22 protein-coding genes and 1 pseudogene are annotated in these 23145 nt (G+C 51.7%); 8 read left to right on the forward strand and 15 right to left on the reverse strand.

Annotation, left to right across the window (positions count from 1 at the left end; genetic code table 11):
- Nucleotides 1-41 precede the first annotated feature (41 nt).
- Nucleotides 42-449 (reverse strand): OsmC family protein, encoded by a 408-nt coding sequence (locus LG384_RS19275; protein WP_045448374.1) that lies wholly within the window; start codon nt 447-449, stop codon nt 42-44.
- A 309-nt stretch (nt 450-758) separates the two neighbouring features.
- Between LG384_RS19275 and crp the strand changes: the two genes are divergently transcribed.
- Together crp and LG384_RS19285 are read left to right on the forward strand one after the other, a co-directional pair.
- Nucleotides 759-1391 carry a cAMP-activated global transcriptional regulator CRP gene (gene crp / locus LG384_RS19280; RefSeq protein WP_000242758.1) on the forward strand — a complete coding sequence of 211 codons (633 nt, stop codon included), beginning with the start codon at nt 759-761 and terminating at the stop codon, nt 1389-1391.
- A gap of 51 nt (nt 1392-1442) precedes the next feature.
- Entirely contained in the window at nt 1443-3530 is a 2088-nt protein-coding gene (locus tag LG384_RS19285; protein ID WP_048222853.1) for a YccS/YhfK family putative transporter, read from the forward strand.
- Between the two features lie 43 nt (nt 3531-3573).
- On the opposite strand, the gene LG384_RS19290 is transcribed toward LG384_RS19285, so the two are convergent.
- From LG384_RS19290 to ppiA, 5 genes are all read right to left on the reverse strand, one after another.
- Nucleotides 3574-4791 carry an aspartate aminotransferase family protein gene (locus LG384_RS19290; RefSeq protein WP_045448379.1) on the reverse strand — a complete coding sequence of 406 codons (1218 nt, stop codon included), beginning with the start codon at nt 4789-4791 and terminating at the stop codon, nt 3574-3576.
- A gap of 85 nt (nt 4792-4876) precedes the next feature.
- Nucleotides 4877-5440 carry an aminodeoxychorismate synthase component 2 gene (gene pabA, locus LG384_RS19295; RefSeq protein ID WP_045448381.1) on the reverse strand — a complete coding sequence of 188 codons (564 nt, stop codon included), beginning with the start codon at nt 5438-5440 and terminating at the stop codon, nt 4877-4879.
- Nucleotides 5441-5471: 31 nt separating this feature from the next.
- Nucleotides 5472-6074 carry a putative adenosine monophosphate-protein transferase Fic gene (locus LG384_RS19300; RefSeq protein WP_045448383.1) on the reverse strand — a complete coding sequence of 201 codons (603 nt, stop codon included), beginning with the start codon at nt 6072-6074 and terminating at the stop codon, nt 5472-5474.
- Nucleotides 6064-6231 (reverse strand): YhfG family protein, encoded by a 168-nt coding sequence (locus LG384_RS19305; protein WP_200013183.1) that lies wholly within the window; start codon nt 6229-6231, stop codon nt 6064-6066. The genes LG384_RS19300 and LG384_RS19305 overlap by 11 nt, the downstream gene beginning before the upstream one ends.
- A gap of 106 nt (nt 6232-6337) precedes the next feature.
- On the reverse strand, nt 6338-6910 hold the full coding sequence (gene ppiA / locus LG384_RS19310) for a peptidylprolyl isomerase A (RefSeq protein WP_048222857.1): 573 nt from the start codon (nt 6908-6910) through the stop codon (nt 6338-6340).
- A gap of 277 nt (nt 6911-7187) precedes the next feature.
- On the opposite strand from ppiA, the gene tsgA reads away from it, so the two are divergent.
- The 5 genes from tsgA to cysG all read left to right on the forward strand — a co-directional run bounded on the left by tsgA (nt 7188) and on the right by cysG (nt 13958).
- Complete coding sequence (tsgA, locus tag LG384_RS19315) at nt 7188-8369, forward strand: MFS transporter TsgA (protein WP_045448387.1); 1182 nt, start codon at nt 7188-7190, stop codon at nt 8367-8369.
- 338 nt (nt 8370-8707) lie between these two features.
- Nucleotides 8708-11251: an NADPH-nitrite reductase large subunit gene (gene nirB / locus LG384_RS19320; RefSeq protein WP_045448389.1), complete on the forward strand. Its 2544-nt coding sequence runs from the start codon at nt 8708-8710 to the stop codon at nt 11249-11251.
- Nucleotides 11248-11574, forward strand: coding sequence for a nitrite reductase small subunit NirD (gene nirD / locus LG384_RS19325; RefSeq protein WP_045448391.1), 327 nt, complete (start codon nt 11248-11250; stop codon nt 11572-11574). The genes nirB and nirD overlap by 4 nt, the downstream gene beginning before the upstream one ends.
- A 180-nt stretch (nt 11575-11754) precedes the next feature.
- On the forward strand, nt 11755-12558 hold the full coding sequence (gene nirC, locus LG384_RS19330) for a nitrite transporter NirC (RefSeq protein WP_045449812.1): 804 nt from the start codon (nt 11755-11757) through the stop codon (nt 12556-12558).
- Between the two features lie 26 nt (nt 12559-12584).
- Nucleotides 12585-13958 (forward strand): siroheme synthase CysG, encoded by a 1374-nt coding sequence (gene cysG, locus LG384_RS19335; RefSeq protein WP_045448393.1) that lies wholly within the window; start codon nt 12585-12587, stop codon nt 13956-13958.
- A gap of 80 nt (nt 13959-14038) precedes the next feature.
- On the opposite strand, the gene LG384_RS19340 is transcribed toward cysG, so the two are convergent.
- The 8 genes and pseudogenes from LG384_RS19340 to yhfZ form a co-directional block, all read right to left on the reverse strand.
- Entirely contained in the window at nt 14039-15133 is a 1095-nt protein-coding gene (locus LG384_RS19340) for a hypothetical protein (RefSeq protein WP_045448395.1), read from the reverse strand.
- Between the two features lie 10 nt (nt 15134-15143).
- Nucleotides 15144-16448: a YhfT family protein gene (locus tag LG384_RS19345; protein ID WP_045448397.1), complete on the reverse strand. Its 1305-nt coding sequence runs from the start codon at nt 16446-16448 to the stop codon at nt 15144-15146.
- 10 nt (nt 16449-16458) lie between these two features.
- Nucleotides 16459-16812: a DUF2620 domain-containing protein gene (locus LG384_RS19350; RefSeq protein ID WP_045448399.1), complete on the reverse strand. Its 354-nt coding sequence runs from the start codon at nt 16810-16812 to the stop codon at nt 16459-16461.
- Between the two features lie 10 nt (nt 16813-16822).
- Nucleotides 16823-17701 (reverse strand): annotated as a pseudogene (locus LG384_RS19355) (phosphotriesterase-related protein).
- Nucleotides 17698-18924: a phosphopentomutase gene (locus LG384_RS19360; RefSeq protein WP_225761401.1), complete on the reverse strand. Its 1227-nt coding sequence runs from the start codon at nt 18922-18924 to the stop codon at nt 17698-17700. Before LG384_RS19360 ends, LG384_RS19355 begins: the two are co-directional and overlap by 4 nt.
- The gene (locus LG384_RS19365; RefSeq protein ID WP_048222871.1) at nt 18924-20087 is read right to left on the reverse strand and encodes a YhfX family PLP-dependent enzyme; all 1164 of its coding nucleotides are present in this window, start codon (nt 20085-20087) and stop codon (nt 18924-18926) included. The genes LG384_RS19360 and LG384_RS19365 overlap by 1 nt, the downstream gene beginning before the upstream one ends.
- 83 nt (nt 20088-20170) lie before the next feature.
- A complete protein-coding gene (locus tag LG384_RS19370; RefSeq protein WP_048222874.1) occupies nt 20171-20533 on the reverse strand; it encodes a hypothetical protein in 363 nt (120 codons plus the stop codon).
- Nucleotides 20534-20547: 14 nt separating this feature from the next.
- The gene (gene yhfZ, locus LG384_RS19375; RefSeq protein ID WP_045448408.1) at nt 20548-21453 is read right to left on the reverse strand and encodes a GntR family transcriptional regulator YhfZ; all 906 of its coding nucleotides are present in this window, start codon (nt 21451-21453) and stop codon (nt 20548-20550) included.
- 211 nt (nt 21454-21664) lie between these two features.
- Here yhfZ and LG384_RS19380 point away from each other — a divergent pair.
- Nucleotides 21665-22920, forward strand: a protein-coding gene (locus tag LG384_RS19380; protein ID WP_225761398.1) for an IS3 family transposase whose coding sequence is annotated in 2 segments (ribosomal slippage) — nt 21665-22016 and nt 22016-22920 — 1257 coding nt in all. Because the reading frame shifts where the segments join, the coding sequence is not laid out codon by codon here.
- 4 nt (nt 22921-22924) lie between these two features.
- Here LG384_RS19380 and LG384_RS19385 read toward each other — a convergent pair.
- A complete protein-coding gene (locus LG384_RS19385) occupies nt 22925-23143 on the reverse strand; it encodes a protein SlyX (RefSeq protein WP_003023639.1) in 219 nt (72 codons plus the stop codon).
- Between the last annotated feature and the right edge of the window lie 2 nt (nt 23144-23145).

Here is a 23145-nt window from a genome sequence, read left to right on the forward strand (position 1 = left end):
CATCATGCAGGCCTGATAAGTATGACGCCATCAGGCGTGCATTACGAAGCAGCAATCACTTCATAGGAATGGGTGATATTCACCGCTTTTTCCAGCATCAACGCCACGGAGCAATATTTCTCAGCCGAAAGATCTACCGCGCGGGACACGGAGGCATCTTTCAGGTCATGGCCGGTGACAATGAAATGCAGATTGATATGGGTAAAAAGACGCGGTGCTTCTTCACGACGTTCAGAGGTGAGTTTCACTTCACAGTTGGTCACATCCTGGCGACCCTTTTGCAGGATCGACACCACATCAATTGCGCTGCAACCACCCGCAGCCATTAACACCATTTCCATCGGGCTCGGCGCTTTATCACCGGAGTTACCGTCCATCAGAATTTGGTGGCCAGAGGCGGACTCACCAAGGAAGGTTAACCCCTCAACCCACTTTACACGCGCTTGCATATTTCGTAACTCCAATGTTTCAATTTTCCTGACAGATTACGCGCACATAACAATTCTCGCAACGGAAGGCGACCTGCGTCATGCTGAAGCGAGACACCAGGAGACACACGGCGAAAGCTATGCTAAAACAGTCGGGATGCTACAGTAATACAATGACGTACTGCATGTATGCAGAGGACATCACATTACAGGCTGCAGTGCACTTTTTAGCAGCCCCCTTCCCAGGTAGCGGGAAGCACATTTTTGCAACCCCAGAGGCAGCGTCGTTTTCTGGCTCTGGAGACAGCTTATAACAGAGGATAACCGCGCATGGTGCTTGGCAAACCGCAAACAGACCCGACTCTCGAATGGTTCTTGTCTCATTGCCATATTCATAAGTACCCATCGAAGAGCACGCTGATTCACCAGGGTGAAAAAGCGGAAACGTTGTATTACATCGTTAAAGGCTCAGTGGCAGTGCTGATCAAAGATGAAGAAGGGAAGGAAATGATCCTCTCTTATCTGAATCAGGGCGATTTTATTGGCGAACTGGGCCTGTTCGAAGAAGGCCAGGAACGTAGCGCCTGGGTACGAGCTAAAACCGCATGTGAAGTCGCTGAAATTTCATACAAAAAATTCCGTCAGTTAATCCAGGTGAACCCGGATATTCTGATGCGTCTGTCTTCCCAGATGGCTCGTCGTCTGCAAGTTACGTCCGAGAAAGTGGGTAACCTTGCCTTCCTCGACGTGACAGGCCGTATCGCCCAGACGCTGTTGAACCTGGCGAAACAACCTGATGCGATGACTCACCCGGACGGCATGCAGATCAAAATCACCCGTCAGGAAATTGGCCAGATCGTGGGTTGCTCCCGTGAAACCGTTGGTCGCATCCTGAAGATGCTGGAAGATCAAAACCTGATCTCCGCGCACGGTAAAACCATCGTCGTTTACGGCACACGTTAATTCCGCCAAAATGGCGCGTTACTCAGTAATGCGCCATTTTTGTTTACACTGATGTGGCGAAGACTGATTTATCACCCCGAGATCAACTACGCACTACGACAGACGCTGGTGCTGTGTTTACCTGTGGGTGTCGGTCTTATCATCGGTCAACTACATCTGGGGCTGCTTTTCTCCCTCGTCCCAGCCTGCTGCAACATTGCCGGTCTTGACACCCCACATAAACGCTTTTTTAAACGCTTAATTATTGGTGCGTCGCTGTTTGCCGGATGCAGTTTGATCATGCAACTACTGCTGGCGCAGACCATACCGTTACCGCTGATCCTCACCGGCCTGACGCTTATTCTCGGCGTAACTGCAGAGTTAAGTCCTCTGCATGCACGATTGTTGCCCGCCTCGCTCATTGCTGCAATTTTCACGCTTAGCCTTGCCGGGAACATGCCCGTCTGGGAGCCACTGTTAATCTATGCGCTGGGTACATTGTGGTACGGTCTGTTCAACTGGTTCTGGTTTTGGCTGTGGCGCGAGCAGCCGCTACGTGAATCACTCAGCCTGCTATACCGCGAACTGGCCGATTACTGTGAGGCTAAATACAGTCTGCTGACCCAGCACATCGATCCTGAAAAAGCGCTGCCTCCGCTGCTGGTACGCCAGCAGAAAGCAGTCGATCTCATTACCCAGTGTTATCAGCAGATGCACATGCTGTCGGCACATCACAACAATGAGTACAAACGCCTGCTGCGTGCCTTTCAGGAGGCTCTGGATTTACAGGAGCATATTTCCGTCAGCCTGCATCAACCGGAAGAGGTGCAGAAACTGGTCGAACGCAGCCATGCAGAGCAGGTAATTCGCTGGAATGCGCGAACTGTCGCCGCCCGACTACGAGTGCTGGCAGATGACATTTTGTATCACCGCTTGCCTACGCGATTTTCAATGGAAAAGCAGATTGGCACCCTGGAAAAAATTGCCAGGCAGCATCCGGATAATCCCGTTGGACAGTTCTGCTACTGGCACTTTAGCCGCATTGCCCGCGTGCTGCGTACCCAGCGCCCGCTTTATGCCCGGGATTTGATGGCTGATAAGCAGCGCCGATTGCCGTTGCTCCCTGCTCTGAAAAGCTATTTGTCGTTTAAATCCCCTGCGCTGCGTAATGCGGGGCGTATCAGCGTCATGTTAAGTATCGCCAGCCTGATGGGTAGCGCCTTACATTTGCCAAAACCATACTGGATCCTGATGACGATATTGTTCGTCACGCAAAATGGCTACGGCGCAACCCGGGTGCGTATTCTGCATCGCTCGGCAGGTACTCTCGTTGGGCTTATTATCGCTGGCGTCACATTGCACTTCCATATCCCCGAGGGTTTCACACTGGCGGCTATGTTGCTTATCACTTTGGTGAGCTACCTGATTATCCGCAAAAACTACGGCTGGGCCACAGTAGGTTTTACTGTCACGGCAGTGTATACCCTGCAACTACTGACGCTGAATGGGGAGCAGTTTATCGTACCGCGCTTTGTCGATACGGTGATGGGCTGTTTGATCGCCTTTGGCGGCACACTCTGGCTGTGGCCGCAATGGCAGAGCGGCCTGCTGCGTAAGAACGCCCACGATGCGCTAGAATCCGATCAGGAAGCCATTCGCCTGATTCTCAGCAACGACCCGCAGGCTACACCGCTGGCATATCAGCGTATGCGGGTTAATCAGGCGCATAACACTCTGTTTAACTCACTGAACCAGGCGATGCAGGAACCAGGGTTTAACTCACACTATCTGGCAGATATGAAACTGTGGGTTACGCACAGCCAGTTTATTGTCGAGCACATTAACGCGATGACCACTCTGGCAAGGGAACATACGATGCTGACGCCGGATTTAGCACAGAGGTATCTGGAATCCTGTGAAATTGCTATCCAGCGTTGCCAGCAGCGGTTGGAGTATGACGGGCCGGGAAGTTCCGGCGATGTGAATATTCTCGAGTCTTCGGAAATGCTGTCCCAAGGACCGTTAAGCACCCTGGAACAGCATCTGCAACGTATACTTGGCCACCTGAACACCATGCACACCATTTCGTCGGTAGCATGGCGTCAAAGGCCGCATCATGGCATCTGGCTTAGCCGCCGGTTGCGGGACATGAAGGGTTAACGCTGTTTTCCTGTAGGCCTGAAAGCAGCGCACTATCGGGTAATCAGGCGACGACCTTCGCTACCGCCTGCGCAAAGCGCTGCATGCCTTCATCAATGTCCGTTTTATCCACCACCAGCGACGGCGCAAAACGCATTACGTCCGGGCCAGCATTCAGCACCATCACCCCTTCGTGCGCTGCAGCGTAAAGGAAATCACGTGCCCGGCCTCTGAACTGTGGCTTCAGTTCCGCACCGATCAACAAGCCCATGCCGCGAATGTCGCTAAAAATGTCATACTGCGCATCAATCTTCTGTAAATGTTGAACAAACGTCTGACGTTTGGCTTGAATACCCTCCAGCACTTCCGGGGTATTGATAATATCGAACGCCGCTCCTGCAACCGCGCAGGCCAAAGGATTACCGCCATAGGTCGAACCGTGAGATCCCACATGAAACGCCGAGGCGATCTCCTGAGTCGTTAGCATAGCACTCACCGGGAATCCGCCGCCGAGGGCTTTGGCGCTGGTCAGGATATCCGGCGTCACACCGAAATGCATATAGGCAAACAGGTCACCTGTACGCCCCATCCCGCACTGCACTTCATCAAATACCAACAGTGCCTGGTGCTGATCGCACAATTCACGCAGGCCTTGCAGAAATTCTGGTGTCGCTGCGGTTACGCCACCTTCCCCCTGAATTGGCTCAACCACCACCGCACAGGTGTGGTCGTCCATCACTGCTTTCACTGCATGCAGATCGTTAAACGGCACATGAATAATGTCCGCCGGTTTTGGACCAAAGCCATCAGAATATTTTGGCTGTCCGCCCACGGAAACGGTAAACAGTGAGCGACCATGAAACGCATTATGGAAGGCGATAATTTTGGTTTTAAAGGGGCTATGGCGTACACAGGCATAGTGACGCGCCAGCTTAAAAGCGGTTTCGTTAGCTTCAGTACCAGAGTTCATGAACAGCACACGTTCGGCAAAGGTCGCGTCGATGATTTTGCGGCCTAAGCGCAGAGCAGGCTCATTAGTGAAAACGTTGCTGGTATGCCACAACGTTTCGCCCTGGCTTTTCAACGCTTCGACCAGTGCCGGATGACAATGCCCTAATGCGGTAACGGCAATTCCACCCGCGAAATCAACATATTCTTTCCCTTGTTGATCCCAGACTCGACTCCCTTTCCCTTTTACCGGAATAAACTCCGCCGGTGCATAAATCGGCAGAATCACTTCATCGAATGTCGCGCGCGTAATTGCAGTTTGTTCAGTTGCCATGTCATTACCACCCAGTTAAGCAGAAATGTTAGTGAAATTATAATCACAAAATATGAATAAAAAATCACTGAATAGCAACCACAAATCAACGATTGAGGAAATTAGCCAGCAGCTGATGCCCCTGTTCACTGAGAATACTCTCTGGGTGAAACTGTACCCCTTCAAGATCCCACTCCCGATGGCGAATCCCCATGATCTCCCTGGTGTCGCTCCAGGCCGTTACCTCAAAACAATCAGGGAGTGTCGCAGGGGCAACAACCAGCGAGTGATAGCGCGTGACCGTTAACGGGTTCACGAGTCCCTGAAACACCCCCTGTCCGTTATGCGTAATCGGTGATGTTTTACCGTGCATCACTTTCGCCGCCCGAACCACGGTCGCGCCAAATGCCTGTGCCATCGCCTGGTGCCCCAGGCAAACACCCAACATGGGCGTTTTTCCCGCAAAATGTCGAATCACATCCAACGAGATCCCGGCGTCATCCGGGGTGCAGGGTCCGGGAGAAATAACGATTTTTTGCGGATTAAGCGTGTCAATTTGCGGCAACGTCAACTCGTCGTTACGCCTGACGAGAACATCAGCGCCCAGTTCACAGAAGTATTGATACAGGTTCCAGGTAAAAGAATCGTAGTTATCGATAAGCAGGATCATGGCGGCTCCGGTACATAAGAACCGCGCTATTCTACTCAGTTTCCTCGGCTACACTTACCACTTTACGAAATATCGCTCGCAACGCAGACAGGTCACCCATTGCACCACTTTGATTTGCCAGGTTCCACTCCGCGACCTGAATGCCATTCCAGTTGAGCACATACCCGGCATGAATCGCTAACTGCTCAAAGAAAATACGTTGCGCCAAACCGCTGCCGATACGAAACGGATGCAACACATTAATTTCGCAATAATAATGCGTGAGCCGGTCGACAAATTTTTCTTCCGGTAATCCTGCCAGCCAGGACTCTTCTTCAAGATCCTGCATCAGCGCATTACCCTCTTTCTCGATATATGCAAAATGGCAGAAACGGGTATCCCCCTGATAAATGTCGACCTCACGCAGATGACCTGCCCAGTCGAAAATATCCTGATACAGCTGGCGATGGATAGCACACAGATGCGGCAGGCCCCGTTTTAGCGGCCCCAGCTCAATCGTCGCCGCACGCAACGCCGTCAACTCCCAGGCGGCCTGCTCAAGACGCTGAGTTTGATGAACGCCCAGACGATTACGCATGACGTTCAGACCTGGATACAGATAGGGATCACGTCCATCACCAAATTTATCGCTCATAGTGCCTCCTCAATTCTTCAAGGCGCACCAGTGCGTCTTCAGCGCTCAGAGTAACCCGTGGAATATCCACGCCTTCCAGCCGCCGGCTAGCCTGAAAATTGCCGTTTCGCCGTTGTACCCAGAGACTGGACTTTTGTTTATCGGTGAGTTTTTTCACGTGACCTCCCTGAATGTGCCGACACTTGCCACAAGTATAAGCAGCAATTTCGGGTTACGCAGAGAAGGGAGAGAACGCGGACAGGAACTGCCCGCGCAAAATTCGATTATGGCAGGACTTTCGCTGACAGGATAACAATCGGTTTTGATGGCACGTTCTGGTATGGACCGACATCATGAGTCGGAACCTGAGAAATCTTATCCGCGACATCCATACCCTTCACAACTTTACCGAAGACAGCGTAACCAAAGTCGCGCTGGCCATGATCAAGGAAGGCGTTGTCCGCAATGTTGATAAAGAACTGACTGGTCGCGCTGTCTTTGTCCGCAGTACGTGCCATGGCAATGGTACCGCGGGTATTACGCAGTCCATTATCGGCTTCATTCTTGATTGGCGGATTAGGTTTCTTCTGCTGCATCTGCTCGTTAAAACCACCACCCTGTACCATAAAGCCAGGGATCACACGGTGAAACGTGGTGTTGTTATAGAAACCGCTATTTACATAATCGACAAAATTTTGCACTGATACCGGGGCTTTCTGGCTATTCAGCTCCAGCTCAATGTTACCGGCAGAGGTTGTCAGCAGGACATGTGGGTCACCTTTCGCTGCCAGTGCTGCGGGAGAGAGAGCAGAAAGGGCGAGAACAGCTGCAACAGCCGCCAGAGTCGATTTGAGCATGAGAATTCCTTAACAAGAGCAGAAATAGAGCAAGTGAATTGATTCTAAAGAGCCTTCATGGACAAGGCCATCCCTTTACTTAATTTTACGAACCTGAAACAAATGTAACGATGCGGATTATCCCGCCACTCAAACCTCATAAAGTGACCTTGATCACATTAAAAAATGTAACGCCAACCAAATTTACCAATAAACATTTAAATACATCACTAAAACGCCTAAAATCTGCCCGCTCATAGCGCTGTCAACGCGCTTTACACTTCAATACAGGCCAGTCATGACTAACAGCAATCGTATCAAGCTCACATGGATTAGCTTTCTCTCTTACGCCCTGACAGGTGCGTTGGTAATTGTCACCGGGATGGTGATGGGAAACATCGCAGAATATTTTCATTTGCCTGTTTCCAGTATGAGTAACACTTTCACCTTCCTGAATGCCGGGATCCTGATCTCTATTTTTCTCAATGCCTGGCTGATGGAAATTGTGCCCCTGAAAACGCAATTGCGTTTTGGCTTCGTCCTGATGGTGCTGGCCGTCGCCGGGCTGATGCTCAGCCATAGTCTGGCGCTGTTCTCAGCGGCGATGTTTGTACTGGGCCTGGTCAGTGGTATCACCATGTCAATTGGGACATTCCTGGTTACCCAGATGTATGAAGGTCGCCAGCGCGGTTCCCGTCTGTTGTTTACCGATTCATTCTTCAGCATGGCAGGGATGATTTTCCCAATGGTCGCGGCATTCCTGCTGGCACGCAGCATTGAATGGTATTGGGTTTACGCTTGCATTGGCCTGGTTTATGTCGCGATTTTCATTCTGACCTTCGGCTGTGAATTCCCGGCGCTGGGTAAACATGCACAGCAGCCGGAAACGCCAGTGGCGAAAGAGAAATGGGGCATAGGCGTGCTGTTCCTGGCTATTGCTGCATTGTGCTACATCCTTGGTCAACTTGGTTTTATCTCCTGGGTACCGGAATACGCCAAAAGCCTCGGTATGAGCCTGAACGATGCGGGTAAACTGGTGAGTGACTTCTGGATGTCTTACATGGTCGGCATGTGGGCGTTTAGCTTTATCCTTCGTTTCTTTGATTTGCAGCGCATTCTGACCGTACTGGCCGGTCTGGCTACTGTGCTGATGTATCTGTTCATCACTGGCACGCCAGAGCATATGCCGTGGTTCATTCTGACACTGGGCTTCTTCTCCAGCGCGATCTATACCACTATTATCACCCTCGGCTCTCAGCAGACTAAAGTCGCATCACCAAAACTGGTTAATTTCGTACTGACCTGCGGCACTATTGGTACCATGCTGACCTTCGTGGTCACCGGCCCTATTGTCGCCCACAGTGGTCCTCTGGCTGCATTACAGACGGCTAACGGACTGTATGCCGTGGTGTTCGTGATGTGCTTTATCCTTGGATTCGTTACGCGCCATCGTCAGCACAGCACACCAGCCGCACATTAAATCTGAATACCGGATAATGATGTTAAAGCACCTTATCCGGCGTATAAAAGCATTCCCCAGGCCGGATGACCATCCGGCCTTTGATCATCCGCCTTCCCTTCTCCAGACTGCGTAGACCTCGCAATCTTAAGAGGCAGGATAACTCACGCCAAAACCCTTCGATTTGTATGCTTTTCATACAAACATGAAAAGCCTGTCAATTCCGTGACTTATAAAAATGCTGACAAATCAGTTATATACCTCTTAAGGAGTATATAAGGGCGAATTTGATTTGTATCAATAAGCGGGGTTGCTGAATCGTTAAGGTAGGCAGTAATAGAAAAGAAATCGAGGCAAAAATGAGCAAAGTCAGACTCGCTATTATTGGTAATGGTATGGTCGGCCATCGCTTTATTGAGGATCTTCTTGATAAATCTGATGCGGACAAGTTTGATATTACCGTCTTCTGTGAAGAACCCCGCAAAGCATACGACCGTGTACACCTGTCTTCTTACTTCTCTCACCACACCGCTGAAGAACTGTCATTGGTGCGCGAGGGATTCTACGAGAAGCATGGCGTTAAAGTATTAGTCGGTGAACGCGCGATTACCATCAACCGTCAGGAGAAGGTGATCCACTCCAGCGCAGGCCGTACGGTCTATTACGATAAACTGATCATGGCGACCGGGTCCTTCCCGTGGATCCCGCCAATTAAAGGCTCAGAAACTCAGGACTGTTTCGTTTACCGCACCATCGAAGATCTCAATGCCATTGAATCCTGCGCTCGCCGTAGCAAACGCGGTGCCGTTGTCGGTGGTGGCTTGTTAGGTCTGGAAGCCGCCGGCGCCCTGAAAAGCTTAGGCGTTGAAACCCACGTAATTGAATTCGCCCCGATGCTGATGGCTGAACAGCTGGATCATATGGGTGGCGAACAGTTACGTCGCAAAATTGAAAGCATGGGCGTGCGTGTGCACACCAGCAAAAACACGAAAGAGATCGTCCAGGAAGGTACTGAAGCACGTAAAACCATGCGTTTTGCCGACGGGAGCGAACTGGAAGTTGACTTTATCGTTTTCTCCACGGGTATTCGCCCGCGCGACAAACTGGCAACCCAGTGCGGCCTGGACGTGGCACCACGCGGCGGTATCGTGATTAACGATGCCTGCCAGACCTCTGACCCGGATATCTACGCCATTGGCGAATGCGCCAGTTGGAACAACCGTGTTTATGGCCTGGTTGCCCCTGGTTACAAAATGGCGCAGGTCGCTGTTGACCATATTCTCGGTAGCGAAAATGCCTTCGAAGGCGCGGATCTGAGTGCCAAACTGAAGCTGCTGGGTGTCGATGTTGGCGGTATTGGCGACGCACATGCACGCACGCCGGGTGCCCGCAGCTACGTCTATCTCGACGAAAGCAAAGAAGTCTACAAACGCCTGATTGTCAGCGAAGATAACAAAACGCTACTCGGTGCGGTCCTGGTGGGTGACACCAGCGATTACGGTAACCTGTTGCAGCTGGTGCTGAACGCTATCGAACTGCCGGAAAATCCGGATTCACTGATTCTGCCAGCGCACGCAGGTAGCGGTAAACCCTCAATAGGCGTGGATAAGCTGCCGGACAGCGCGCAAATTTGCTCCTGCTTTGACGTCACCAAAGGCATGCTGGTCGCCGCTATCAACAAAGGCTGCCATACCGTTGCGGCGCTGAAAGCTGAAACCAAAGCCGGTACCGGTTGCGGCGGGTGTATTCCTCTGGTTACCCAAGTACTGAATGCTGAACTGGCGAAACAAGGGATTGAAGTCAACAACAACCTGTGCGAACACTTCCCGTATTCGCGTCAGGAACTGTTCCATCTCATCCGTGTGGAAGGTATTAAAACCTTCGAAGAGTTGCTGGCAAAACACGGTAAAGGTTACGGCTGTGAAGTGTGTAAACCGACCGTTGGCTCCCTGCTGGCCTCCTGCTGGAATGAATACATTCTTAAACCGCAGCACACGCCGCTGCAGGATACTAACGACAACTTCCTGGCGAACATCCAGAAAGACGGTACTTACTCCGTTATCCCGCGTTCTGCAGGTGGTGAAATTACTCCGGAAGGTTTGGTTGCCGTTGGTCGTATCGCACGCGAATTCAACCTGTACACCAAGATCACCGGCTCTCAACGTATTGGCCTGTTCGGTGCGCAGAAAGATGACCTGCCGGAAATCTGGCGTCAGCTGATTGAAGCGGGCTTCGAAACTGGTCATGCGTACGCTAAAGCATTACGTATGGCGAAAACCTGCGTAGGCAGCACCTGGTGCCGCTATGGCGTGGGTGACAGCGTAGGTTTCGGCGTTGAGCTGGAAAACCGCTACAAGGGCATTCGTACGCCGCACAAAATGAAATTTGGTGTCTCTGGTTGTACCCGTGAGTGCGCTGAAGCCCAGGGTAAAGACGTGGGTATCATCGCCACTGAAAAAGGCTGGAACCTGTACGTTTGTGGTAACGGCGGGATGAAACCACGCCATGCTGATCTGCTGGCGGCGGATATCGATCGCGAAACGCTGCTCAAATATCTTGATCGTTTCATGATGTTCTACATTCGTACTGCAGACAAACTGACCCGTACCGCACCGTGGTTAGATAACCTGGAAGGCGGCATTGAGTATCTGAAGTCCGTCATTATTGACGACAAACTGGGTCTGAATGAACACCTGGAAGAAGAAATGGCGCGTCTGCGTGAAGCCGTCGTGTGCGAGTGGACGGAAACCGTCAACACCCCATCTGCACAGGTTCGTTTTAAACACTTTATCAACAGCGATAAACGCGATCCGAATGTCCAGGTTGTGCCTGAACGTGAACAACATCGTCCGGCCACGCCATATGAGCGCATCCCGGTCACTCTGGTGGAGGAAAACGCATGAGCCAGTGGAAAAACATCTGCAAAATCGATGACATTCTGCCTGCAACAGGCGTCTGCGCCCTGTTAGGTACTGAGCAGGTTGCTATTTTCCGCCCATATCACAGCGATCAGGTGTTTGCGATCAGCAATATCGACCCGTTCTTTGAGTCCAGCGTGCTTTCTCGCGGGCTGATTGCTGAACATCAGGGCGAATTGTGGGTTGCCAGCCCGCTGAAAAAACAGCGTTTTCGCTTAAGCGACGGTCTGTGCATGGAAGACGAACAGTTTTCTGTGAAACATTACGAAGCTCGGGTGAAAGACGGCATGGTGCAACTGCGCGGTTAATTAATTTTTAGGGAGGCGCAATGCCTCCCCTTTTTTGACGTATTTGTAGTTCTTTTATTGGTAGTCCTGATAAGCGTAGCGCCATCCGGCAATTGCAATTGCCGGATGGCGGCATAAATGCCTTATCCGGCCTACGGTTACGATTTCTTTTTATTTTTGTACTTCAAGGATAATCAACATATGTTCACAGACACTATTAATAAGTGTGCGGCTAACGCTGCGCGCATTGCACGCCTGTCGGCTAATAATCCACTTGGCTTCTGGGTCAGCTCAGCTATGGCAGGGGCCTACGTTGGCCTCGGCATCATCCTTATTTTTACTCTCGGTAATCTGCTCGACCCATCCGTACGTCCTCTGGTAATGGGTGCAACCTTTGGTATTGCCTTAACGCTGGTGATTATCGCCGGTTCTGAACTGTTCACCGGCCACACAATGTTTCTGACACTTGGCGTGAAAGCGGGCACCATCAGCCACAGCCAGATGTGGGCAATTCTGCCGCAAACCTGGCTGGGAAATCTGGTCGGTTCCGTATTCGTTGCCCTGCTGTACAGCTGGGGCGGCGGCAGCCTGTTACCGGTCGATACCAGCATCGTACATACGGTAGCACTGGCAAAAACCACCGCACCTGCAACAGTACTGTTCTTTAAAGGTGCGCTGTGTAACTGGCTGGTTTGCCTGGCGATCTGGATGGCAATCCGTACTGAAGGTGCGGCGAAATTCCTCGCTATCTGGTGGTGCCTGCTGGCTTTTATCGCTTCCGGCTACGAGCACTCTGTTGCCAATATGACGCTGTTTGCCCTCTCATGGTTCGGTCACCACAGCGATGCTTATACGTTGGCTGGAATTGGTCATAATCTGCTGTGGGTAACACTAGGTAATACTTTGTCCGGTGTCGTATTCATGGGATTGGGTTATTGGTATGCTACGCCAAAATCGGAGCGCCCTGTTCCGGCAAAAATCAACCAAACTGAGAATCTGGCATAACAGCCAAATCATTAAGGGGTAATGTCGTGGATCATTTGCCTATATTTTGTCAACTACGTGACCGCGACTGCTTGATCGTCGGCGGTGGTGATGTCGCAGAACGCAAAGCGCGGTTACTGCTGGAAGCGGGTGCCCGTTTAACGGTTAATGCACTTGCGTTTATTCCTCAGTTTACCGTATGGGCAAATGAAGGAATGCTGACGCTGGTTGAAGGGCCGTTCGATGAAGCCCTGCTCGACTCCTGTTGGCTGGCGATCGCCGCAACCGATGACGATGCCGTCAACCTTCGCGTCAGCAATGCCGCTGAATCACGACGAATTTTCTGTAACGTGGTCGATGCGCCAAAAGCCGCCAGTTTCATCATGCCTTCCATTATCGACCGCTCGCCGTTAATGGTGGCAGTCTCCTCTGGTGGCACCTCACCTGTCCTTGCCCGCCTGCTGCGTGAACGGCTCGAATCCGTGTTACCGCAGCATCTGGGACAGGTCGCGCAGTATGCGGGGCAACTACGTTCCCGGGTGAAAAAACAGTTTGCCAGCATGGGCGAACGTCGCCGTTTCTGGGAAAAGTTGTTCGTTAACGATCGTCTGGCGCAATCGCTGGCAAATAACGATCAGAAAGCGATTGAGGAAACCACCGAACAGTTGCTCAGCGAACCGCTGGATCATCGAGGTGAAGTGGTACTGGTTGGCGCCGGCCCTGGTGACGCTGGGCTGCTGACGCTGAAAGGACTACAGCAGATCCAGCAGGCCGATGTCGTGGTGTATGACCGCCTGGTTTCTGATGACATCATGAACCTTGTGCGCCGCGATGCAGATCGTGTATTTGTCGGTAAACGCGCAGGCTATCACTGTGTACCGCAGGAAGAAATTAACCAGATCCTCCTACGCGAAGCGCAACAGGGCAAACGCGTAGTACGCCTGAAAGGCGGCGATCCGTTCATCTTTGGACGCGGTGGCGAAGAGCTGGAAACGCTGTGCCACGCAGGCATTCCGTTCTCTGTGGTTCCAGGCATTACCGCAGCTTCTGGCTGCTCTGCATATTCGGGTATTCCACTGACACATCGAGATTACGCCCAGAGCGTACGTCTGGTCACCGGCCACCTGAAAACTGGCGGCGAGCTGGACTGGGAAAACCTGGCAGCAGAAAAGCAGACACTGGTGTTCTATATGGGACTGAACCAGGCTGCCACTATCCAGGAAAAATTGATCGAGTTTGGTATGCAGGCTGATATGCCGGTTGCGCTGGTAGAAAACGGAACCTCCGTTAAACAACGCGTCGTCAACGGAGCGCTGACGCAACTCGGTGAACTGGCGCAGCAGGTTGAAAGTCCGGCCCTGATTATTGTTGGTCGTGTTGTTGGATTGCGCGATAAGCTGAACTGGTTTTCGAATCACTAATTCGACGCTAACACTGCAGTATGAAGCCAATAAAAAAACCGGGAGTTTCCCGGTTTTTTTATGCCTGTCGTCACCCATTTTCAGCCAGTCATGACTTGCTTAATGCTTTCCCGCAAAATACGTAGCACCGTTTGCTCTCCACTACGGTTTGGATTAATGCGAATCGCATATTCCTCAAGCCCCGGACTGGCTTCACGAAAAGTCCCGGAGAGGCGATAAAACAGAGGAGGGAGCTCATATTTCGACTCCGCACCCACCGGATACGGCAGCGCCCCTCGTTTTTGCGCCTCTTCCAATACCCTTTTAGCTATCGGCTGATGAAACTCGACGATCAGAACCTTCGACTGCGCATTAGCGATCGCCGCCAGTTTCACCTCGGGAAGCCCCCCGCTATTCAGGTACGTTAGCAATCGCTCAGACACGCCTGCCTGCACCGCATGCATCACTGGGGCGAAAACCAGCCCCCGAAGTACCTCCAACGCCTGCGCTCCCTGAATCTGGCAGCCGCCGGAATACTGAGTCGCACGGATTCTGCCGATAATATCCGCCTTGCCAACCACCGCCCCCACCCCTTCCGGCCCAAAGAGCTTAAAACAGGAGAAGGTAGAGAGCGTCGCCCCACATTCACAGCCAATACGGTCAACTTTCATCACCGCATAGTTGTCATCGGTTAACGTTGGCAGCCCACACAGGGCAATCTCCGCCAGTACTTCAGCCAGCACATAGCTGTCCTGCGGCTGCTGACGGGTATGCTGTACCAGCGCTGCATCGGGGCGATGTTCAGCGATAACCTGTCTTAATGCCGCAAGGTCATTGAAGTCGGCCCTGACCAGCTCAATTCCCATCTGCTCAACGAGCACCATCGTGGTGGGATAAACCGGCGCAACATGCACCAGTAGCCGCAGCCCTGGTTTGAGTAACGACGCCAACCCCGCGCGAATCGCCCCGGTTCCTGCGCCCTGAACCAACACCGCCGCTTCCGCATGAAAGGCATCAGCCAACACGTGTTCCACTCGCTGCGTCACCCGGGGCTGATTCAACCCAGGACTCAGCCCCAGGTCGCCGCCCGACAGAAAATCTGCACCGGGAAAGTGGCGGCAGAGGGAGTCTACAAGTGCAAACTGCTTTTGCTGCGCCTCAGCAAGTGTCAAACTTTGCAACGGAAACGTCTTCATTTACGCCACCTTATGCCGGGACAAACAGCCCCAACCAGTAAAGAATATTCAGCACAATGCCGGTTATCATCACTGCCACCACGGGTGCAGCCATTTTCTGTACCGGGCGTCCAATCGATTCGTTGAGGAAATAAATCGCGACGGCGATAGAAAAACCGGTATAGCCCGCCATCTTAATCGCAGCAAAAATAGAGCCGACCAGCAGCGCCATTTCCATCAACATATTCATGGCGTTACGAATGTTATCCGATGCGTTACGCACGGACGGATAACGTCCCAGCCATTTACCGATAGAGCGCAGCAACAGGACTTCTGCGGAAATGACCAGAGCGCCAAGAAGTGCCGCAATCCACGGATTCGGCGCTAAATAGCCCACGGCATAGACAAAGGTAAAGCCCGCCACTGCGTACACCCCGGTCGCCAGCGCCGTAGTGGCAATCAACGGCACAAAACCTAAACCGCGCATAAATTCAGCTAATGCCGCCTGATTAACCAGTGTTTGCGACTGCTCCGGTGTAATACCTGCGGAATAGGCTTTTTCCAGCGTAAAGATGGACACCTCACTACCCGCGAAAATCTTCATACTGGCAACCGCTGCAATCAATGCCCCGACAATCGCGATATACGGCAGGTTTTTAATGATCCGCGAGGTACGCTCTTCAAACACCGATAGCCCGCTGGTATCCATTCCTTCATCGCCCCGATGACGCAGGTCGTGCGTGATAGCGATCGCCAGCAGCATGATCATCCCCACGAAAATCTCGATCGATTCGGGGTTCAGATGCGGGAAGTAGCGCACGACAATAACGCGGGTCATCAGCACCACGACCGCAGCGATAAGGCTACGTTGCCAGCCGAACTGGTAGAAAATCGCCACCAGCGGAAAAAGTGCGAATGCAGAAACAACCGGAGAGCTCAGCTCACCCAGACTCCCCAGCACATCGACCGGCAACGCTGTCAGCAACTGGTTTACCGGCAGCAGGCAGGTGAGGATCAATACGCCCCAGATAGCCCCCATACCAAACGCCAGCAGACTGTTGGCCGCCAGCACACCGAGGATGTCCGTCGGCAGGAACAGCAACCAGGCGTTGAGCAACCCGGTTTTCAAGGTGAACGAAATCCCCACTGACGCCACAAAACCAATGCTCAGACCAAAGGCAATACTCCCCGCCTCGCGGCGGTTCATGTTACCTTCGATAAGCTGTGGCAGAATTGGGCGAATGCCGTCATGGAATACGGCAGCTGACCGATGCGCCAGCAGTGATGTCATACCTGTCAGGCAGGCCACCACGATAATCTGAATATACAGATCCATATTCGTGCCTTTATTTCAGATGGTTAATCAGCATTGGGATTGCGTGTTCAATGTGTTCAACGGAGAGACCAAACGCGACTTTTCCTTCCGTAATCATTTTTGCAATATGGTCGTCTTTCGCCTTAATCCCCGGCTTGGCAATGGTGCAGCTTTTGTTGTAACCAATCACCGCAATGGCAATCGACAACGCCGCGCCCGCACCGGTGTTACAAGCGCCAATGTAGTAATCCAGTTGCCCGGATTTCACCTTCATCGCCGCTTCCATATCGTTATGAATAGAGACTTCAAAGCAGCCAGGAGCCACTGTTTCGATAGTTTTTTTAATCTGCTCACGCTGTAAGCCAGCAACGCCAATCTTTTTCATTATTCTGTCCTTATTGGAAAAATTGAGAGGGGTTATCACGTAACATCGTATCCACATCGGCCTGACTGAATCCTGACTGGCGCAGCTGTGGAATAAAGTTGGTTAACAGGTAGTTGTAACCATTACCGCCATTGGCTTTCAGATGGGAGCGGCGGGGAATATCCATTTAGAGCATCACGCGGTTAAGCAACCCACGATCGCGTAACGCATGCAGCATCCCAATACGCTTTTCGTCCGGGTAGTAGCTGTTTTTACCGATGGTGTCGAACTGCACATACGCGCCGAGATCGATCATGTGCAGAATATTGTCGAGGTTATCTTTCAAATCGCAGTGGCCTACAACCACGCGAGAGAGCGAAACGCCTTGCGCTTTCAGTAGCGCCAGCTGTTCCAGCCCCATGGTGCTAAAAGAGGTATGAGTCGAAACCGGTCGCCCGGTTTCGTTATGCGCTCGTGCGGCGGCAATGAACACCTTCTCTTCCAGTGGCGTAATCACCCCTTCGCTGGAGCCAATTTCCGCAATAATCCCAGCTTTGAGTTCGCTGCCATCGATACCGATAAGGATCTCATCAATCATCTCCTGAGCAAGCTGCTCCACGCTGCGGGTCGCAACATGCTCCGGGAAAAACGCATCCTGGTAATAGCCAGTACAGGCCACCACGTTCATCCCCGTATCACGCATGATATCGAGCATAAATTGTGGATCCCGCCCCATGTATCGGTTAGTCATCTCAATAATGTTGCGAACGCCCAACGCCCGCAGATCCTTCATCTCCTGACAGATGAGATCGTACTGATCCAGTCGACAATCGAGGTTGTTCTTAAAACCAGAGAGATCGATATGCAAATGCTCGTGGACGTAGGTATAGCCCGTCGTATCAATCTTCATAAGGTGTCTCCTGTAAGTCGCAACGATGAAAGAAAAGAGGTGCCGTTTTGTGGAGGTTGCGCGCCAAAAAACTCGCAAACCGTTGCCCCTACATCCGACAACGTGGTACGAACGCCCAACCGGGCGGGTTCCAGTCCCTGCTGATAAACCAATATCGGTACGACTTCGCGGGTATGGTGACTATGTCCGATGGTCGGATCGTTGCCGTGATCGGCCATGACGACCAAACAATCATCCCGAGCCATAGCCGCCAGAAGACGTGTAAGATTACGATCGACAAGCTGTAAACGTTCGGCATAGCGTGCGACATCCTCTGCGTGTCCGGCGAGGTCGGTTTCCTGGATGTTGGTGCAGATGAACACTGTTGATTTGGCCTGAAATTCATTCAGCGTGATATCCATAATCTGCTGACTGTCTACCAGGTTTTGCCAATTGCGGCCGTGAGGATTGCTGACGATATCCGCTACTTTACCAACCAGAACCGTAGGCACTCCCACCTCATACAGCTTTTGTGGTACCTGTACCCGATCATCAACGCCGTAGCCCATATGTCTGACCTGGAAACCACATTCATAAGCACCGGAACGCGGAGCGTTAATACCGATAAAGCGGCCTTCTTTTATCTCAGCGGCATCCAGAATGCGTTGGCTGTCATTAAGCTGCCCACCAAAGGCAATCACCCGCCCTACTTGTACTTGTTCGCGTACCACGTGCCCTATCTTCAACACCTCATCAAACGGGATAACAGAAAGGTTCGCGGTAAGGTTATAGACCTGACCTAAATCGGCTTCGAGGTTGTCACCCACTGCAACCGCCTGGTTGACCCACAGATACGTCAGCTCGCCACCACGTCGCTCTACCAGCCAGCCTTCGGCAATCAGTGCCCGTTCAACGTCGGCAATAACTTCGCTAAACGGCATACGTAACGGAGACTGTGGTTGGGTTCCTAAAATTTCCTGATGTCCCATAAAGGTGTCGCCACCTTCATGTTGCAATTCAGCAACGCCCCAAACCGCTGACGCAGAAGGATTCATCACACTAGGCGTATAGCCCAACGCGTTAATCAGCCCCAGTTTTTCCAGCGTGGGAAGCTGCAACTGCGGTAATTTGCCAAGAATATGTCCGCAGGTATTTGCCCCGGCATCCTGCGGCCTGACCCGAGCCACGTCTTTCATTGCGCCAACGCCAAAGCTATCGATCACCAACACCACGAATCGGGCCATCAGTCCTCCAGAACGTTGCCAAGGCTGTCATAACGGGCGACAATTTCTGCCGCACCACGTTGAATCCCGGATACCAACACCACATCACTGCGCGTCACAAAAATTTGGGTACGGAAGCAGAACACCACCGCACTGCTCACCGGGAACTCTCCAGCCAGAGGCAGGTAATAATCGATACTGCTGGCGTCCACAGGTTTCAGCTTCGCGTCAATGGGCGTATTACTGTCAGGAGTAAAAACCAGTGCATTTTGCGCATGACCGCGACGGTAATAACCACCGCCATAGCAATAGCTATCTCCACGAAAATTGTGCGAAATTTCACTCAGCCAGAGCATCGCAATACGTTCAGGTTGATCACCTTTTTGATTGGAAGGGACAGTCCCTGTCAGTGCATGTCCTGGTTCAGCATGAGTTACACCATATTTCGCCAGTAGCGGCAGCGACGCGCAGCTGCTGGCAGAAGGGGCATTAAGTTGTTCAATCTCAATTCCCGCTGCCTCTAACTGACGTCTGGCTTCCACCAGAGTGTGCAGGTTTGGTGTCGGTATCGTTTCGGCAGATTTCTCATCCCATAGCAGACAAGGAAAATGCGTTAAGCCGCTCAGGCGAAGGCCAGGTAAACGACGTATTTCACTTACCACTTCATTCAGATACGTCACTGGGAAACCGCTTTCTTGTCCCGGATAAAGAAAATCATCTTTGCCATACACTTTAAGCATTACGCTCTGTTCACGACCGGTCTTTAGCGCTGCTGCAGAAACCTCACGCGCTTTCTCCAACGAAAACAGGGTAATAACGTCGGTCCCCTGAGCTACCGCTTCACTAACCTGTCGCGAAGGAATCTGCACCAGGTGTCCCTGATGTGCGACCGGCAGCCCCGCACGTCGCATGACCCGACCTTCTTTGTAATCAACGACCACAATGCCTTCGTATCCCAGCTGTAAAAGCTTGTCCGCCAGCCAGGGATTACGACCTATCTGCTTCGTCATCAAATAGAGTGACATACCGTGCTGTCTGGCTACGTCTAGCAGGCGTTTGCCATTCTCCATCACCTGGTCAACATCAATGACCCAACTGTCCGGAGCGATCTTTCCCTTCTGCCACAAGCTAACCGCAGCAGTAATAAGAGCAGGGTTCTGGCGTTTCAATGCATGTATAAACATCTGTATGCCTCGTTTCTAATCCCTCAGTTAAATATTCATTTTTTTGAATATTTAAAGTGCAATACGCCGATACTCTTTTTACTTCAGACGGCTTCGTGCGCCGCCATCCACAAACCGTACAGATTTGCCAACAGATACCCCTCTTCATTCGGATGCAGTGTCACCGCAAACTCTTTCAGCAAAATCTGGTGTACCAATAAAATAGTTGGCCAGAGGTTGGATTGCGTCAGTTCTGTCAGCAGTTCATCATCCAGCGCTTCAATCACTTCTCCCCGACGACTGCGCATTAATGCACTTGCCATATGGGTCATCGCCATCGTCCCTTGCTCGGAATAAACCGGCAAACGCCACTCTTCATCCAGTCGCTTCACAACCTGCAGCATGCCGCTGCAGATATCTTGGTCGATAACGCCTGCGTCACACAGCAGGTTCAGTCTGTTTTCCATCCCATGCCCTTCGCTTAATAACTGGGTTCCTGCTCGCCATTTGCCACTCGTTGCTGATGGGCAAGCAGCGCCTCTTTGTTAACGATGGTACGTAGCAATTGCTGCATCGGATAATCATCTGTCCGGGTCAGCACCACAGCCTCCGTGGCCTGAAGGAATCTCGGGTCGTTAGTCAGCGGTGTAGCTTCTAATCCCAGCACCGCCAGTTCAGCCTCCGCAACCACATTCCAGATAACCGCATCTACATCCCCTTTCGCAATACGCTGAAGGCTTTCGTGATAAGGAAGATCAATTAGCTCAACATCACGCTCGCCAAAACAGGCTTCGGTCATGATCTTCTGATCCGCCGAACGATTATCCAACCCAACACGCTTCACGCTCCCGGACTCACCCTTGCGACAGATTAACTGGTGTTCACCTACATAAGTGTGCGGCCCCAGCGCCAGTGCGATGAAAAGCCCATTTTGCGCAAGGTAGCTTTCCGCCGCCAGACGGGAAACAACCGCCATGTCGTAGACACCATTTAGCAAGCATTCCACACGAATATCTGCCCCACGCATATGCGCGTAATAAAATGGAATGCCGTCAAACTGTGCCTTCAACCCACTCGCCAGTCCTTCATATAAACGGGTATAGGGCAGCGGCATTGCACAGACCACGTTATTGATATCGACATGCTTCAACAACGTCCGATTATCCATCTCCACCAGATAGCTACCGTTGCGCCCGCGACGTTCAATACGGATCGCCCCTGAGGATTCCAGCGTTTTAAGCGCGGCCTGCGTTAACCCTACCGATGAATGGCATTCATTTGCCAGTTCATCAATCGTTTTCAAACGGTTACCGCACTTCTCTCCGAGCAAGTAACGGGCCAGGGTTGTCTGCACAACCCCCTCTTTCTTGATAAATGTCCGGCTCATCATATATTTTCAGTAAATTGAATATTTATATCTTCATTAAATTGAAGGTATAACGCAATGGGGGAATGTGCAAACGGCGAAGCGCTTCACAATTTTTGTGGGTTGCAAAAAACACAGACGAAAAAAAACCGGGGTTTACCCGGTTTTTTTAATAACACTGACCCATCCTGAATAGCGTTGACACGTTCCTGACTTAAATACGGAGAACGTGATGATGACTGAGTTCAAACGCACCCAACGCGATTACCCTCTATCCTTTAAAATAGCTGTTGTTGAGCAGGTTGAAAAAGGCGAGATGACCTATAAACAGGCCCAGCAGCGGTATGGTATTCAGGGGCGCTCCACCGTTCTTGTCTGGTTGCGTAAGTATGGCCGACTTGACTGGAGTCCCGGACTTCCTGACCTGGTGAAGAGGAAACTGCCTGTGGCTCAGACGATTATCCCGCTTACACCCGAGCAAAGAATCAGGGAACTTGAAGAACAGCTTGAGCTGGCGAACCAGAAAGCTGAGTTTTTTGAGTCGGTTATCAACGTCCTGAAAAATGATTACGGGGTGAGCGTTGTAAAAAAGCGGCCCGGCAAGTCCTCGCGCAAAGTCCGGCCACAAAAATAACTGTTACGCGTGCATGCCAGTTCCTGGGGCACAGCAGACAGGCGTGGTATCAGGACAACACAAGACGCATAAAAAGACAGGAACATCATGCTCAGGTTATTGAGTTTGTTGCCCGAGTCAGGTGTCGTCAGCCGCGAATCGGTACGCGTAAACTGCACTATCTGCTGAACACTCAGTCCGATAAAATGCTGAATATCGGACGAGACCATCTGTTTAACCTGCTGGATGAATACCGGCTCCTGGTGCCAGTGAAACGGGCATATCACAAAACCACTAACAGCCATCATCGCTTTTACCGGCATCCTAATCTGCTGAAACCCGGCCCTGAGCAGGTTACCCCCCTTGAGCCAGAGCAGGTCTGGGTCGCTGATATAACTTACCTTCCGCTGCGCAGCGGCACGGCTTATCTGAGTCTGGTCACCGATGCCTGCTCCAGAAAAATCGTGGGTTACCATGTCGGGGAAAACCTGCAGACAGAAAACGTGGTAAAGGCGTTCAGACAGGCTCTGAGGCGGAGAAAAACGACAGGTCCGCTGGTACATCACTCTGACAGAGGACTGCAATACTGTTCGGTACTTTATCAGTCAGTTCATGAGCGAAACGGAATAACCTGTTCAATGACCGATGGTTACGATTGCTACCAGAATGCGCTGGCTGAGAGAATAAACGGGATACTGAAAAATGAGTTTTTACTCTCGCGCCCGGAGGATCTTGCACAAGCCCGGATGATGGTAAAAGAGTCCGTGGCAATTTATAACCATGAACGGCCACATCTGGCCCTGAAATACAAAACGCCCGATGATGTTCATCAGGCGTTTTACAGACAAAAAACTGTCAACCTATATCAGGACTAGTCACTCAATAATGCGGCGGCGGTGTCTCTTCGGACTGCGACGCAATATGGGACGGCTGAGTTGCTTTGAGCTTCTCCGTCAGTAGACGCAGATGATCGCGCAGTTTGGCCATTTCCAGTTCGTGAGCAGTTACCGTCACATTAAGCTCTTCAATGGTAATTTCCTGAAATGCCAGGCGACTCTCCAGTTCAGCCAGCCGAGTTTCCATCGTTGTATCCTGCATGA

The sequence above is a fragment of the Citrobacter sp. Marseille-Q3906 genome (assembly GCF_916618775.1).
Classification (GTDB): Bacteria; Pseudomonadota; Gammaproteobacteria; order Enterobacterales; family Enterobacteriaceae; genus Citrobacter; species Citrobacter murliniae.